Genomic DNA, 14,733 nt, shown 5'->3' with positions numbered 1-14,733 from the left:
CTTCGACGCGGGATCAGCCTAAGATGCCGGCATATCAGAAGACAGTTCTGAAAAACGGACTGAGGGTCATTACCGAACGACGACCCTCGGTTCGTTCTATCTCTTTGGGTGTGTGGGTCGATGTCGGTTCACGGCATGAATCGCCGGCCGAGAACGGCATTACGCACCTGATCGAGCACATGGTGTTCAAGGGAACGCACCGCCGCACGGCCAGGCAGATCGCGGGTACTCTGGAATCACTGGGTGGCGTTCTTAATGCGTTTACTTCACGGGAGCAAACCTGTTACAATGCACGTATCATTGACGAACATCTCGAAGACGCCGTCGATATCCTGGCCGATATCAGTTGTCACGCCAGCCTGACACCGCTGAATCTGAAACGAGAGAAGCTCGTGATATGCGAGGAGATAAAGGAGGCAAATGAAACGCCCTCGGATCTCATCCACGACATGTTTTCAGAGACCTTTTGGAATGGGCAGGCGTTGGGTCAGCCGATCCTCGGCTCGATGGAGAAGGTGATGGGATTGACGCGCCGTCGTGTGGTCGATTATATTAAGCGCCACTACCGCTCGGAGTCCGTCGTAATTGCCGCCGCCGGAAACATCGACCACGACCGACTGGTGAATCTGGTGCGCAAGAGTTTCCGTTTTGAAAAGGGAGCAGCCGACCGGGCCGAACCGACGACCTTGACCGACCGACCAAGGGTAAAGCATGGACCCTCAGACACCGGACAAACTCATTTTTGTATCGGTTATCCGGGCGTGTCCTTTGACGACCGTGAGAAGTTGGCCACCGTGCTCTTGACCACATATCTCGGTGGCGGTATGTCGTCGGTTTTGTTTCAGAAAATCCGTGAGGCCCGTGGACTGACCTATTCCGTATTCGCCTTCCACGATGCCTACCGAGGTTCCGGCGTGTTCGGGATATACATGGCGACAGACAAGGATCGCCTGGGTGAGGCGTACAGCATTGTGAAAAAGGAGCTCAGTCGCGTTTCTAAGAGGCGATTGTCGTCGGCGCGACTGGACCAGATCAAAAACCAGATGCGTGGCCAATTCAGCTTGAGTCTCGAATCGACGGCATCGCGTATGTCCCGGTTGGCGCGCAATGAACTGATGCTGGGTAAACACGTTACGGTTGCCCAGACAATGAAGCGAATTGATGCCTTAACCTCAAGCGACGTCCTGGCCATCTCCAATCGCATTCTAGTTGACTCCGGGTCGGTTATCGTCACTCTCGGACCCGTCAACACCAGTCTCTTTGACCATGTCACGAAGCAGCAAACCTAATCAGAACGCCCGGTCTTCGGGCCGTGGCATGATTCTGACCTTCCACAAGGTCCAACCACAGTTCAGTTTTGGCGCCAACAATTTCCCTCCGTCTCGAATTGAGAAGTTACTGGGATTCCTTCAGCGTCGAGGATTTCGATTTGTCCCTCTTGAGCATGCCGTTCTCAGGGGAGAGCCCTCCGACCTGGCTATCACCTTTGACGACGGCTATGCGCATCTGGCCGACGTGCTGCCCAACCTGATGCAGCGATACGGTGTTAAACCGACGGTGTTTATTCCAACGGCCTTCATCGGGTGCGATAACACCTGGGATTATAGCTCGAGCTTCCAGCGCACACCGCATCTGAGTGCTGCGGCGATTAAAGAACTGGCCAAACTGGGAGTCCGGTTCGGTGCTCATGGTCACCGACACCTCGATCTCACCAGGTGTAACCAGATGGAGCTTGTGGAGGAACTCAAGCGGCCCATGAAGGAACTTGAAAATATTCTGGGTGAAACGGTTTCGAGTATCAGCTATCCGTTTGGAAGAGTAAATGAGACCGTCACAAGCCAAGCCCGAAGCGCCGGCTACAGATTCGGCTTCACTATGAGTTACCCGGACCCTCTTGAACTTCCGCTGGCTGCCGGACGCCTGCCGATTTATGGTTATGACACAACCTTCTCTATCCGACAAAAAGTTGAGCACGGAACATTCTACGCTGTCGAGAGGATCAATAGCGGCATCACCAACCGCCTTTCAGGTGGAACGTCGTGGTGGCGTCGGCTCTGCGGAAATTGACAGACCCAAGCTGCCCCCGGGTGCGACCAGTAAGGGCTTGCGTGAACTGATACTTTTTGCTAATATGGCCGACAATAATCGAAACCGAGATAAGGAAGTGAACAGTGTCCACGGTCGATAAACCACAAAAGGGCTACGATTTCAAGTCGGTAGAGGACAAATGGCAACGAGAGTGGCAAACTCAGAATCTATACAGCGCACCTGAATCGCCGGATGCGGATAACAGCTTTTACATGCTTGAGATGTTCGCATATCCATCCGGCGACATCCACATGGGGCACTTCCGCAATTATATCATCGGTGATGCCGTTGCGCGCTATCAGATGATGCTGGGAAAGGGAGTGCTTCATCCGTTCGGATGGGACGCTTTCGGTCTGCCGGCCGAGCGGGCTGCTATCGAACGCAGTATTCACCCCAGCGAGTGGACGCAAAAGAACATAGCTACCTCCAGAGGCACTCTTCAAAAGGCCGGGATATCGTATGACTGGTCACGCGAGATCAACTCTTCGGCGCCCGATTATTATCGATGGACCCAATGGTTCTTCATCCAGCTGTTCAACAAGGGTCTGGCATATCGTAAACGCGGGTTCGTCAACTGGTGTCCCACCGATAAGACTGTGCTGGCCAACGAGCAGGTCAAAGACGGTAAGTGTGAACGATGCGACACGGTAGTCGAAAAGAAAAACCAAATACAGTGGTATTTCAAGATTACCGATTATGCCGATCAACTGACCGACGATCTCGACAAATTGACTGACTGGCCGGACAGCGTGAAAGCTATGCAGAAAGAGTGGATCGGTCGCTCCCACGGCGCTGAGATAGACTTTACCATCGAAGATACCGGCGAAAAGCTACCTGTCTATACGACGCGACCCGATACGATCTTTGGTGTTACCTTTATGGCTATTGCGCCCGAAGCGGACCTGATTGATCGACTGAAACTCGATGGAGAATTCGTCGAGAAGGTCCGCGCGTACCGAAACACGGCCATGAAACGATCCGAGATCGATCGCACGGCCGCAACCGGCGAGAAGGACGGTGTCTTTACCGGCAAGTATGCAATCAACCCGTACAATGGTGAGCGAGTACAACTCTGGGTGGCCGACTATGTGTTGGTCGGTTACGGTACCGGTGCTGTGATGGCAGTCCCGGCTCACGACACCCGCGACTTCGCTTTTGCCAAAAAGTACGATATCCCTATCAAGATAGTGATACATCCGGATTCAGACACATCGCTTGATCTGGACAAGATGGACGACGCCTTCACCGATTACGGCGTGATGGTAAACTCCCAGCAGTTCGATGGTCTGGCCGGGTCTGAGGCGATCGCGGATGTCACCGATTTCGCCCAAAAGGAAGGATTCGGACGGCACAAGACGAATTTTAAGCTGAAGGATTGGCTGATCTCGCGCCAACGCTATTGGGGTTGCCCGATTCCGATAATCCACTGCGACAAGTGCGGCGCCGTGGCCGTGCCGGATGACCAGTTGCCGGTGGAGTTGCCGGTTGTCGAGAACTTTCTGCCCAAAGGCCGCTCACCGCTGGCCGACGTGCCTGAATACATGAACGTTGCCTGCCCCGAGTGCGGGGGAGAGGCCCAACGCGATCCGGATACGATGGACACCTATGTCTGTTCGTCATGGTATCAACTTCGCTATGTGGACGCCCACAACCATCAGGCGCCGTTTGAAAAAGCAAAAGCGGACCGCTGGTTTCCCATTGATCTGTATGTCGGTGGTATCACCCACGCCACCGGGCATCTGATATACTTCCGGTTCTTCCACAAATTCCTGCGCGACCTCGGTTGGGTGCAGGGTGATGAACCGGTTACACGTTTGGTCTGTCTTGGTATGGTGGCCGACGAAAAAGGCGCGACTATGTCCAAATCCAGGGGTAACGCGGTGCCGCCGTTTCCGTATTTCGAGGAATACGGAATTGATGTCACGCGGCTGGCCATGTTTTTCACCGGCCCGACCGAGCGCGGAGTTCTGTGGGATGGCTCGACATTTTTGGGAGTACAGAAATTCCTCAACAAAGCACTTGTGCCCATTGTTGAGCATTATCGCCGTTCTGACCCGGACTTAAAGCAACACTTCAATGCGTCAGACCTTTCAGAGGATGAACGAACGATTTATGTCAAACTGAACCAGACTATTTTGCGAGTCGGCGAGGATATCGAACGCTTGCAGTTTAATACGGCTATAGCGGCCCTGATGGAACTGGTGCGCGATTATCAACCGGATGCGATCACCAACGATCAGCTTAACGACAGCGTGGTGCTTAAGACGATCCAACTCGTTGCGCCGCTGGCGCCGCATCTGGCCGAAGAGCTTTGGCGGCAGGCTGGCTTTCAAAGCTCTGTTTTCAAGTCGGGCTGGCCGGTATTTGACCCTGAGGCAATTGTTGGAGATGTTATTGAGATCGCTGTCCAGATCAATGGCAAGCTTCGTGGCACCGTGATTGTGCCGTCCGATGCGGATCAGGCAATTGTTGAGGCGGCAGCTCTTGACAGTGCAAAGATCAAGACGCACACTGAAGGTAAGCAGATCGTCAAGAAGATATTCGTTAAAGGCCGGATACTAAATATTGTGGTGAAAGCTTAGTTTTGGCTGGTGTTAAACGTATGGAACGCACAGCAAGCTGTGGGGCACCAGTTTTTGCCAAGGTGCAGGCTTGTCGGTTAACTGGTGCGAAGCACAGAGACCATACTCAATATCGTGGCAAAGTGATGGTTAGTAGTCTCGGCGAAATTAGGCTTGATAGAGGCGAAGCCAAAAATGCCAACTTGTTGGCGTTAACATAATATATCTTATGGGACATTACAACGCACGCAAATGAAGCTCTCCATTATCATACCGGTCTACAATGAGGTCTCCACTCTCGAAGAACTCATCAAGCGAGTCAAAGCAGCCCCGGTTGACAATAAAGAGATCATTCTGGTCGACGACTACTCCACCGATGGCACCCGCGACCTGATCCGCGACAAGCTCTCAGGTATGGTCGACCAGGTTCACTTTCAGGATCGCAATTACGGCAAAGGATTCGCGTTGAAAGCCGGCTTTGCCCTGGCTACTGGTGATATCGTGTTGGTCCAGGACGCCGATCTGGAGTACGACCCGGACCAGTATCCGCTGCTGATCGAGCCGATTGCGCAGGATCGGGCCGATGTCGTCTATGGTTCGCGGTTTCAGGGTGGCGGTCCCCACCGCGTGGTCTATTTCTGGCATTCTGTCGGAAACCAGCTCCTGACGCTGCTTTCCAACATGTTCACCAATATCAACCTGACCGATATGGAGACTTGCTACAAGGTCTTCAGGCGTGAAATCATCCAGTCGATCGACATTCAGGAGCCGAGATTCGGCGTTGAGCCTGAAATTACGGCCAAGATTGCCAAGAAGCGGGTCCGGATTTACGAAATCGGCATCAGTTACTATGGCCGAACCTACGACGAAGGCAAAAAGATCGGCTGGCGCGACGGCGTTCACGCCATTTGGTGCATTCTCAAATACAACCTCTGGGCACGGTGACGCGGGGCCGACACTTAAAGTGTTGCTTTAGGCTTCGTAGGTGGCCCACAGGGCTGCCCTGAGCGCAGTCGAAGGGCTGGATTCAACATCTTCGTCAAGCGCTCAGGGACCCTGGCCACCGGAATTACAATGGAACCCACGTGGCACAATCATCAGGCCAACCGGGATCGGCATAGCTCTCTAAAAGATGCTCATGTTCATCCTCTAACCGGTAGAAGAAATCATAATGAGTAATCGCTTCCAGTTCATCCACCGACATCATGTAATTCGTCGATGGCCCCTCTAACGGACCGGTTGTGTTCGGCATCACGAAAGCATAGGCACAGTACTCCGCACCCTTCCGGGACAGAATGGCCTTGAAACAATGCGAGGGGACGCCTACACCGTTGCCGATTGTATCAGGCGGCATCCCATCGTTGAAACCGGACGTATCCAGGAAGAGTGTACCGGTGAAGACCCAGGCTTCCCCCATTATTCCCACATGTTGCCGGATCTCCTCCTCGAGGACACGCCACCGCCCCCTATTCAGATAGCGGGTCTGCGGGCAGGCGTTCGAGAGGACGTAGGTCGCCTTTCGGGCAGCCACGCTCCTCTCGAAGCACCCCGCCGGCGCCATATGACCACGATCAAATCCGGTATACTTGTAGTCATCGTCCTTAGCCTGCGCCCACTCCGGCAGAGCTGTATCGGGTTTCCAGCTGTAGCTGTTGTCACAATCCCCTTGCAGATTAGAGTCGGACAAGTAGTAACCGACCCAGTATGGTATCTTCCACTCGTCATTGTGGTTCAGACAGAAGAATTCTTTGTCCAGAAACGTTCCGGAGTCACAGATGATCCCCCACTCGATGTTGCAGCCGTCATACAGGGAATCCGTGTAGGTCCAGAAGCTGGGTGGAACACCAGCTCCTTCGCCTACAGTGCCTTCGTGTTCTGACACGGGCCCGGCCGTATCAACCAGACCGTTTGATTCGGTTTCGTTTGTTGCTAACCTTGAGCAGCCGAAATCGAAATTGAGAATGGCCATCAAGGCCAGTCCCAGTGCGACTGCCGGCGGTTGACAAACTCTACCGTGATGGAACGACAGCATTTTCTACTACCTCCTTCTTGCTTTTCAGCCAATTCAAGGAGGTCAAGCCAACGCTGCATACGGCTGACGGAATCCGAAGATTCGCAGTGTGTTGACGCATCGTCGAACTCAAACTACCGGTGTAGGATAAATTCGGCGTATTTGGTTTTGGATTGTCAAACTAAGATGTAAACATGCTCCAGCCACACCCAGAATAGCGTGAACATGGACTCAATGCAAGTTATTTCTGAATGGCACAAGTCTGTACTGCCATGTGATGGAATTGGACCCACCTGCGACTTCGCTTCAGGCGGGGTACCTTTGTCATGCTGAGCGCAGTCGAAGTATGAGGCGGGTGGCCCAGGGTATGGGGAGTGTTGACAAAGGCCGAATTCTCGTCATTGCGAACGACTCCGCGTTTCGCCGGGGAGCGCGGCAATCTCATTTGAGTTGTGTCAGGTCTTGAGCCCCGCCAAAGGCGGGGATTGTGACCTGACACCTAATTGCACGTTGGACGAGCGCGGCAGGTCACACGAATCCGCTCGCGCTGATCCGCAAGACCTGCCGCAACTGTGATAGCGAACTTTGTCAACAGAACCCATGTGGATGGGTAGCCTGCGAGAGTCTCGATCAGTATTCCTTCAACATATTCTTGAAACGGTGTGTATTCATAATTGACCTGAGCTGCTGCCCGCATACCACAAGATCATCGATTAGCTGAATATCTTGGGAAGTAAGTGACTCATACACAGAAACACAGTGATGCACATCGTTGTCAGAGGGCACGGTGTGATTCCCGGGATGATTGTGCCCAAGGACGACCTTCTTTGCTTGATGGTTTACGGCATCACTCTCAATCTCACTCGGTGGAAACGATACTGAGGTACTATCACCAAAACGAACATCAGTGTAGATAATGGCATTATCTCGGCTCAAGTACACAACGACCAATGCTTCTATACCTAGAACCGTATGAACTGGTTCTAGAATAGTCCACATGTAATCTACAGCTCTCTTCCGATTGTCTATTGTGAGACCAGAAGAATTCGCGGCAATCAGTGCTACATCCTGTTGCACCTTCTCCCGGTGCTTCCGATGCCTAACAGATTCGTTGTAAAACCACCAAATTATGGCAACTACCGCAAGGATGAAGAAAAGCCCTACTGATCCCCCGTCCATTCTACGCCCAGCCGCGACGGGCCAGGTTGCGGCGCTGGGTCTCGTAGATACGGCGATGTTTCATGGCTTGGACATACCATTCGGCGGTAGCAGCCAGGCCTTGCTTCAATGATACCTTGGGGTTGTAGCCGAGTAGCTTCCTGGCCTTTGAGATGTCCCCAATAAACGAGGAAATCTCCCCCACCCGCTTACTGCTGATCGAAATGTTCGAGTCTGATGCCAACTGGTCGCGGATCATCGTGGCCAAATCCAAAAGCCTCTCCCCTCGTCCGCTGGCCAGGTTGAACGTTCTGCCGGCTACTTTGTCGAACCGCTTGATAATCCGGATCAATCCGTCAATGCAGTCATCGATATAGGTAAAGTCGAGTTTCTTCTCGCGTCCGAACACACACAGCTCACGCCCTCGTTGCGCATAGTACATGAACAGCGGAATCACCCGCTCGGAGACGTCATAGCGTCCGTACACATTCGACAAGCGGGTAATAACCGGCTTGATATCGTAGCAGTCGTGGTAGGAATGAACCAACGCCTCGGCGCCGAATTTGGAGGCAGAGTATGGAGACTTGAGCTTGGTTACATGCGTGTCGCTCTCGGAAAACTTTACCTTTGTCCCGGTCTCTCCGTAGACTTCGCGTGAGGATGCATAAATGAATCGCGAGACACTATGCTGCCGAGCATATTCGAGCAGGTTGTAAACCATCAGGTAGTTGTCAAGGGCCAGTTTCGGGTCCAGCACTGAGTCGTGCACCCGCGCGTTGGCGGCCAAGTGGACGATCACGTCTGGCGTGTGTTTCAGCTTGAGTTTGCTCAGCGGTTTGCGCAGATCACACCGAAACGTGCGCCGGTTGATCTTAGCATCCCAGATAGAGGGCCGGATATCCAGCGGTGTCACTGCGAAACCTTTAGCGTCAAGGGCCTGTACCAAGGCCGTTCCGACCGTGCCTGATGAGCCGGTGACGAGGATGTGCTTAGTCATCCGAACCTCCCGAAGCAGGAATCACTGGAAACCCACCGCAAGCGGCTTGTTGATAATCCCACGGAGCCGTCATTGCGAGGTACGCCTTGCGTGCCGTGGCAATCTCAATTCGTTGAGTGGCTTGCAGTATGAGATTGCCGCGTCGTTCCGCGTCGCGCGGAACTCCTCGCAATGACGCCGCCGAAGGATTCACTTCCGTACCGTTGTGTCGGGTCTTGGACATGCCGGAGGCATGGGTGTGACCCGACACGCGACCACCCATTGCATAAGCGCGGCAGATGTGGACATCGGCCGGGCGCGAAAAGTGATCTTCATCCCCTCTTGAGAGGGGTGGCCGAAGGCCGGGGTGTGTTCCGACCGTTGCCGTGTCATCCGCACGTGGCTCCCGACCTACAGCAGTTGTGGGTATCTGCCGTGCACAGAATTTAGACAAACTCAAAACCTTTGCTCTCCCAGTTGCTGCGATTAAGAAGGCGAAAGCGGTCGGCCACACACTGCCTTTTGACAAGCTCCGCCGCTTTGCTCGGTCGCAGTCCGGCAAATTTCTTGTGTGCCGTGCCGATGATCAGAGCGTGTGCTCCGGATAGTGTTTGGTCCACATCGGGTGAAAGCGGCAGGTTCCCCTCAACGATTCTCTCGGCATGTTTCAGGTAGGGATCGAATATCGACACCGCCGCCCCTCTGCGCCTTAGCATCAGGGCCAGTTTCACCGCCTGCGATCCACGGGTATCATCGCATTCCGGTTTGAAAGCAGCGCCGAGGATAGCTATCTTCTTACCCTTCAGTTTGCCTATTCGGTTTTGCAAGGTAGCCACCAGGTGTGACAGCACTCGTTCGTTGATCTCCAGAGCCGTGTCGGCGGTGAGAAAGTTGAAAGTGTTGCCGGCTTCCCGTGAGTTAATCAAGTAGCAATCTTTCGGCAGACATGAACCACCAAAACCAAGCCCCGGCTCAAAGTATTCACCGCCGACGCGCGGATCGAGGCTGATCCCCTGTTGGATTGCATCGATATCAAGCCCGCGGTCGTTGGCGTACTCCGCCATTTCATGGATGAAAGCCAGTCGGTGCGACAGGTACAGGTTGGCACCGAGTTTGATAAGCTCGGCCGATTCGCAATCGGTAGTCACTATCGGCATCGATTTCGGATACATTTGTCGGTAGAACCGCACCATCCGCTGTCGAGCTTTGGGTTCATCGGCCCCGACCACCACCCGCCAGGGACGGGCTGTGTCTTCATAGGCCGTTCCCTCACGCAGGAACTCCGGATTGACGACCAACTGTACCGAGCGTCCGTGCGGTGCCTTGTCCAGCAGTGCTCGGAACAGCCTGGAAAAGCCGAGTATGTTGGTGGACTTGAGCACGACAATCGCCGGCTGCCGCCGTTTTTCGCTCCCGATCCATTCAGCCATCCGCTCAAACGCGGCCAGTTTCATTTTCCATGTTTTGCGATCAGCCGAATCGATAGCCACTATTACCATTGAGGTGTTCTGATATCGTTCTTTCGAAGGTGGGACCACTGTGAGTCGGTTCTTGGTGACAGCCGATTTGAGTTTGACAGCCAGGGCCGGTTCTCGAAAATGGAGTCGGCCGTTGTTTAACGACTCGATGATAAGCGGATTCTTCTCCACGACCGTGACTTGATGGTCCTTGGTGGCAAGAAAAGCGGCAGTAGCCAGGCCTACGAACCCGGCGCCAACGACTAAAATGGAATCATCGGCTTTCATGGAGGTCACAAGATAACCGAAGGTTAGAGGATTGCAACCGATTATTGGACTTGATTAAAGCCCCACTTCAACAAACGACCTGCTTCCTTGAAACGCAGACGGTCGCCCGGTACCCCGAGTAATACCAAGGTCAGCCTCTCCCCCTGTTTATTGCGCACAATCGAAGTAACGCAGTAATCGGCCGCCTGGATAAAACCGGTCTTGCCGGCCTCAACATTATACCGCGACCACAAAAGCCGATTGGTATTGGGCAGCCTGCCGGTCCGGTATTTGAGATTGGCAAACTGCACCGGGTGTTGCTTTCCCGAAGTAATCTTCGCGATCAGTTCATAATCGTAGGCGTAGTGAAGGATTCTGGCAACTTCGTGCGCTGATGAAACATTACGGGCATCAAGTCCGGTTGGTTCATAGAAACTGGTGTGCTCAAGTCCCATTTCGAGCACTTTTGCATTCATCAATTTGGCGAACTCCTCGCAGTTGCCGGCAACGGCTCGGGCCAGAGCACGAGCGGCGCGGTTGTCCGAACTGGCCAAGGTGGCATCGAGCAAATCATGCAACGCCAGCTTACTCCCGACCCGAAGTCGAGACCGTGAGGATCGCCGGGCATCTTCTTTGGTAATAGTCTCAACTCTGTTCATGTCGATATTTCTGTCCAGGACAACCATGGCCGTAACAAGCTTGCTGATAGAGGCAATCGACCTGACTTTATCAGCGTTGCGCGCAAACAGGACCTCACCGTTTTCATAGTTAACCAAAAGAGCGGCTTTGGCGTTCAACCACGGGCCCTTTTTGACATGATCGAAATCGAACCGATATCCCGTGGCCACGACAGCTTCGCCTGAAGCACTTAGCGGTTCCAGATATCCGCCGCCGGCGGTAAACACCAACAAGACGACCGCCACGACGGTAACAAACTTGAGCCAAAAGTAAACTCTGGTCATACCGAGATTATCGACAAGAGACATCAGTATTTTACCCACTTGATTATCTCCGGCAGTGTGGGCCGTTTCCCATACATGAGTATGCCGACTCGGAACACTTTGCCGGTCAGCCAAACCATGACGGCAAAAGCGGCCGTCACAGAGAGAAAGGCGAGCGATGCTTCGGCCAGTATGCCCGAAAACAGGGAGTATTCAGTCATAGATGGCGCGATAAAGACCAGCCGCATCATCATCATGCTCGGAGCGGTAAAGGGGACTAAGGACAATACGTGAGCCAGGGTCGAGTTGGGATCCTGGACAACCGAGATGCCAAGAAACACCGGCAGGAGCATGAGGATGGTAATCGGCGCCACAAAACCCTGGGCCTCTTTATCCGAATTGACTATCGAACCCACCAGGGCAAACAACGTCGAAAACAACATGTAGCCGGATACCATGAAAAGCACGAAGAACACGATTATGGCCGGGTTGAACATGATTCGCTCAATCGACTGATCGATCTCAAACGATGACCTGAGAAAAAACAGTCCCGCTCCCATAGCGAACCAGGCCGCAACCTGGGTTAACGTGGCGCCGCCGAGTCCGGCGATTTTCCCCATCATCAATTGGAACGGGCTTACCGATGAAACCATCACTTCCATAATGCGAGAATTCTTTTCTTCGATTACCGACCTCATGACCAACTGACCGTAACCAAGAATAGTGGCAAACAATATCATCACAAATATCAAGGCGCCGAAATACTTGGTAATGAAGGGCATCGACTCCCCCTGGGTGTCGCGCGAAATAAGATCAATAGTACGGGTGAGGGTCAGTAGCGAATCAATGGGCAGATTGACTTCGGATGTTTCCAGCCGCGTTGTGGTCAGCAGTCTGGAGAGGTTGCGCTCGAACCGTTTCTGCGAGGTAAAGTTCTGTGAGTTGGTGACAACGTAAACATTGCTGTCGGACAAATGGGCGTCCGGTTCCAGCACGAAGAAATACTTAAGTTCCTTTTCGGCCACCAGATTTGACAATGAATCAGAAACCTGAGCAAACCCGGCGGTGTCGGTGGCGCTGATTTCGATTACCTCACTTACCGCATAGTACGGTACGTCCTCTTTGTCCTCAATCTTGTACTCATCGAGCGAGCGGGCGAACTGCTTACCGATACCCATCCCGGATTGGTCGATCACCGCCAGCGCTTCGGTCTTGTCCGATTTCATGCTCCCCAGGAGCGCGGGTAATACAATCACAGCCGACATGAGTACCGGTGTCAGGACAAGACCGATGGCAAACGATTTCTTCTTGACCACCTGGGCGTACTCCCGTCTGAATATGATCAGAAACTTAGACAAGTGCATCTCCTTGCGGAGATTCCAGCTTTGTCGGATCGGTCTTTGCCGTTTCGATGAAGATGCTGTATAGCGAAGGCTCGACCATCTCAAATCGACGCACAGTTACCCTGTCGGCGATCAGTTTCAAAAGATCGTTGCAATTGACCGAGTCGTCCAGTTCCAACTCAAGATAGTTATTGAACTCTCTCACGTGCTTTACGCCCGATAACCCCTTCAGGAAGTGTCCATCGCCGTCCATATCGATTTGCACCGAGTTCGTTCCGAATCGAGCCTTAACATCGGCCATACTGCCGTCGATGACCTTTTTGCCTTTCGATATCATACATACATGATCGCACAGTTTTTCGGCCTGCTCCATCACATGAGTGGAAAACAGGATGGTCTTCCCTTCACGTTTGAGTTCGAGAATGATATCTTTGATCAGTTCGATATTGAGCGGGTCGAGACCGCTGAACAGTTCGTCAAGGATAATCAAATCCGGTCTGTGTAGTATGGTGGTTATGAACTGGAGTTTCTGCTGCATCCCCTTGGATAACTCCTCAACCTTACGGTCTCGATAGTCGGACAAATCCATACGCGCAAGCCAGGGGCCGGCCTCGGCTTGGGCGCGACCGGAAGCATACCCTTTCAACTGAGCCAGATAGCGGATGATCTCCAGCACCGTCATTTTCTTGTAAAGACCACGCTCCTCCGGCAGATAGCCGACCCGATTGGTGAAATCGTGCCCGACCGGCTCTCCGTCAACCAGCACTGATCCCGAATCCGGTACCGTGATGTTCATCACCATGCGGATGGTGGTGGTTTTCCCCGCACCGTTGGGACCGATGATCCCGTAAATAACGCCGCGCGGGACTTCCAGGGTCAACTTGTCGACGGCGATGGTGTCACCGTAGCTTTTGCTGATGTTTTCAAGTTTCAACTGCATAATCGATATGGTGTATACGGGAAAATCGGTCGAAGATCAATCAAAATTCTACTCAACATAGACTTCATACGCCGAACATGGCTTCGAAATTCACGGCATTCGACGCTGCTTGTCCGTGGTGGCAATTATTGAAGAAAACGTAAACGCGGTCTGCCTTCTTTTTGGCGATCAGTTTGTCGATTCTTTCCTTCCACTCGCGCATTTCGTCTTCGGAGTAGCTGTAGTCGTAGCGAAGGGGGCCGCCGTCCCACCACTGCTGCGCATTGCGACCATGTAGCCGCACGTAGGCGGTTTTGGTGGTACAAAACAGATCGGGTTTCAACAGACCCGGTAGCTCTGGTTCATCAACGCACACGTAGCCGGTCTGATCGGAGCGCAATCGATCATACATGGTGCGATTGACCCACGAGTCATGCCGGAATTCGGCGAACAAAGAAAACTCGGCCAGAGCCAGGCGCAGCGATTGCAGGTAATCGAGCCCGTCCGGCGAAAACTTGAACGAGTACGGAAACTGAGCCAACAACCCGGCCAGCTTACCGGATTCGACCATAGGGCTGAGCGCTTCTCGATATTTGGCCAGGTCGTCCTCAAGGTCGGACCGGCGGTGCGTGAAAGATTGTGGCACCTTTACCATAAAGTCAAAACCATTCGGCGCTTTTCTGGTGATGTTGGCCATGACGGCCGGGTGGGGGATGCGGTAATAGGTCGAGTTGATTTCCACCGTGCGAAAATGCTGCACGTAGTAGTCGAGCATCTTTCCCTTGACCGTCTTTTCAGGATAGAAGCGGCCGCGCCAGTCATCGAAACTGTATCCGGACGTCCCAATGCGAACATCGACCGACGCAGATGATTGACCATTGTCACTCATGCATCGCCTATTCATCTTCCCGACGATTCGGTTTCGGCGTCTTCTTGATCTGCTGAAAGCGTACCCGTCCGCATTTGGGACAGGTCCACTTGCGTTGTTTATGAAAGGTACGTTTCAATTCGT

Annotated in this window: 12 protein-coding genes; 4 read left to right on the top strand and 8 right to left on the bottom strand. The window is 53.2% G+C overall.

The window, feature by feature from the left end:
- Positions 1-23 precede the first annotated feature (23 nt).
- The 4 genes from OEV49_13465 (at position 24) to OEV49_13450 (ending at position 5,594) form a co-directional block, all read left to right on the top strand.
- Positions 24-1,289: an insulinase family protein gene (locus OEV49_13465; protein ID MDH3892082.1), complete on the top strand. Its 1,266-nt coding sequence runs from the start codon at positions 24-26 to the stop codon at positions 1,287-1,289.
- Positions 1,267-2,067, top strand: coding sequence for a polysaccharide deacetylase family protein (locus OEV49_13460; GenBank protein ID MDH3892081.1), 801 nt, complete (start codon positions 1,267-1,269; stop codon positions 2,065-2,067). Before OEV49_13465 ends, OEV49_13460 begins: the two co-directional genes overlap by 23 nt.
- 104 nt (positions 2,068-2,171) lie before the next feature.
- Entirely contained in the window at positions 2,172-4,670 is a 2,499-nt protein-coding gene (gene leuS / locus OEV49_13455) for a leucine--tRNA ligase (GenBank protein ID MDH3892080.1), read from the top strand.
- Positions 4,671-4,901: 231 nt separating this feature from the next.
- Positions 4,902-5,594 carry a glycosyltransferase family 2 protein gene (locus OEV49_13450; protein MDH3892079.1) on the top strand — a complete coding sequence of 231 codons (693 nt, stop codon included), beginning with the start codon at positions 4,902-4,904 and terminating at the stop codon, positions 5,592-5,594.
- 124 nt (positions 5,595-5,718) lie between these two features.
- Here the strand turns inward: OEV49_13450 and OEV49_13445 are convergent, their stop codons facing one another.
- The 8 genes from OEV49_13445 to OEV49_13410 form a co-directional block, all read right to left on the bottom strand.
- A complete protein-coding gene (locus tag OEV49_13445; protein MDH3892078.1) occupies positions 5,719-6,681 on the bottom strand; it encodes a DNA/RNA non-specific endonuclease in 963 nt (320 codons plus the stop codon).
- Between the two features lie 1,159 nt (positions 6,682-7,840).
- On the bottom strand, positions 7,841-8,815 hold the full coding sequence (locus tag OEV49_13440) for an NAD-dependent epimerase/dehydratase family protein (protein MDH3892077.1): 975 nt from the start codon (positions 8,813-8,815) through the stop codon (positions 7,841-7,843).
- Complete coding sequence (locus OEV49_13435) at positions 8,808-9,254, bottom strand: hypothetical protein (protein MDH3892076.1); 447 nt, start codon at positions 9,252-9,254, stop codon at positions 8,808-8,810. Before OEV49_13435 ends, OEV49_13440 begins: the two co-directional genes overlap by 8 nt.
- Positions 9,241-10,539 (bottom strand): nucleotide sugar dehydrogenase, encoded by a 1,299-nt coding sequence (locus OEV49_13430; protein ID MDH3892075.1) that lies wholly within the window; start codon positions 10,537-10,539, stop codon positions 9,241-9,243. The genes OEV49_13435 and OEV49_13430 overlap by 14 nt, the downstream gene beginning before the upstream one ends.
- A gap of 41 nt (positions 10,540-10,580) precedes the next feature.
- Positions 10,581-11,519 (bottom strand): serine hydrolase, encoded by a 939-nt coding sequence (locus tag OEV49_13425; protein ID MDH3892074.1) that lies wholly within the window; start codon positions 11,517-11,519, stop codon positions 10,581-10,583.
- Positions 11,504-12,817: an ABC transporter permease gene (locus tag OEV49_13420; protein MDH3892073.1), complete on the bottom strand. Its 1,314-nt coding sequence runs from the start codon at positions 12,815-12,817 to the stop codon at positions 11,504-11,506. The genes OEV49_13425 and OEV49_13420 overlap by 16 nt, the downstream gene beginning before the upstream one ends.
- The gene (locus tag OEV49_13415) at positions 12,810-13,742 is read right to left on the bottom strand and encodes an ATP-binding cassette domain-containing protein (GenBank protein MDH3892072.1); all 933 of its coding nucleotides are present in this window, start codon (positions 13,740-13,742) and stop codon (positions 12,810-12,812) included. Before OEV49_13415 ends, OEV49_13420 begins: the two co-directional genes overlap by 8 nt.
- A 64-nt stretch (positions 13,743-13,806) precedes the next feature.
- The gene (locus tag OEV49_13410; GenBank protein MDH3892071.1) at positions 13,807-14,610 is read right to left on the bottom strand and encodes a DUF72 domain-containing protein; all 804 of its coding nucleotides are present in this window, start codon (positions 14,608-14,610) and stop codon (positions 13,807-13,809) included.
- Positions 14,611-14,733 lie beyond the last annotated feature (123 nt).

The sequence above is a fragment of the Candidatus Zixiibacteriota bacterium genome (assembly GCA_029860345.1).
Lineage (GTDB): Bacteria > Zixibacteria > MSB-5A5 > GN15 > FEB-12 > JAJRTA01.
This window is presented reverse-complemented; position numbering and strand designations above follow the sequence as displayed.

Bases quoted from the DNA above. Each gene is read 5' to 3' on its own strand.
- OEV49_13415 (MDH3892072.1), bottom strand. From the start codon at position 13,742: ATGCAGTTGAAACTTGAAAACATCAGCAAAAGCTACGGTGACACCATC.
- OEV49_13430 (MDH3892075.1), bottom strand. From the start codon at position 10,539: ATGAAAGCCGATGATTCCATTTTAGTCGTTGGCGCCGGGTTCGTAGGC.
- OEV49_13450 (MDH3892079.1), top strand. From the start codon at position 4,902: ATGAAGCTCTCCATTATCATACCGGTCTACAATGAGGTCTCCACTCTC.
- OEV49_13445 (MDH3892078.1), bottom strand. From the start codon at position 6,681: ATGCTGTCGTTCCATCACGGTAGAGTTTGTCAACCGCCGGCAGTCGCA.
- OEV49_13465 (MDH3892082.1), top strand. From the start codon at position 24: ATGCCGGCATATCAGAAGACAGTTCTGAAAAACGGACTGAGGGTCATT.
- OEV49_13440 (MDH3892077.1), bottom strand. From the start codon at position 8,815: ATGACTAAGCACATCCTCGTCACCGGCTCATCAGGCACGGTCGGAACG.
- OEV49_13410 (MDH3892071.1), bottom strand. From the start codon at position 14,610: ATGAGTGACAATGGTCAATCATCTGCGTCGGTCGATGTTCGCATTGGG.
- OEV49_13460 (MDH3892081.1), top strand. From the start codon at position 1,267: ATGTCACGAAGCAGCAAACCTAATCAGAACGCCCGGTCTTCGGGCCGT.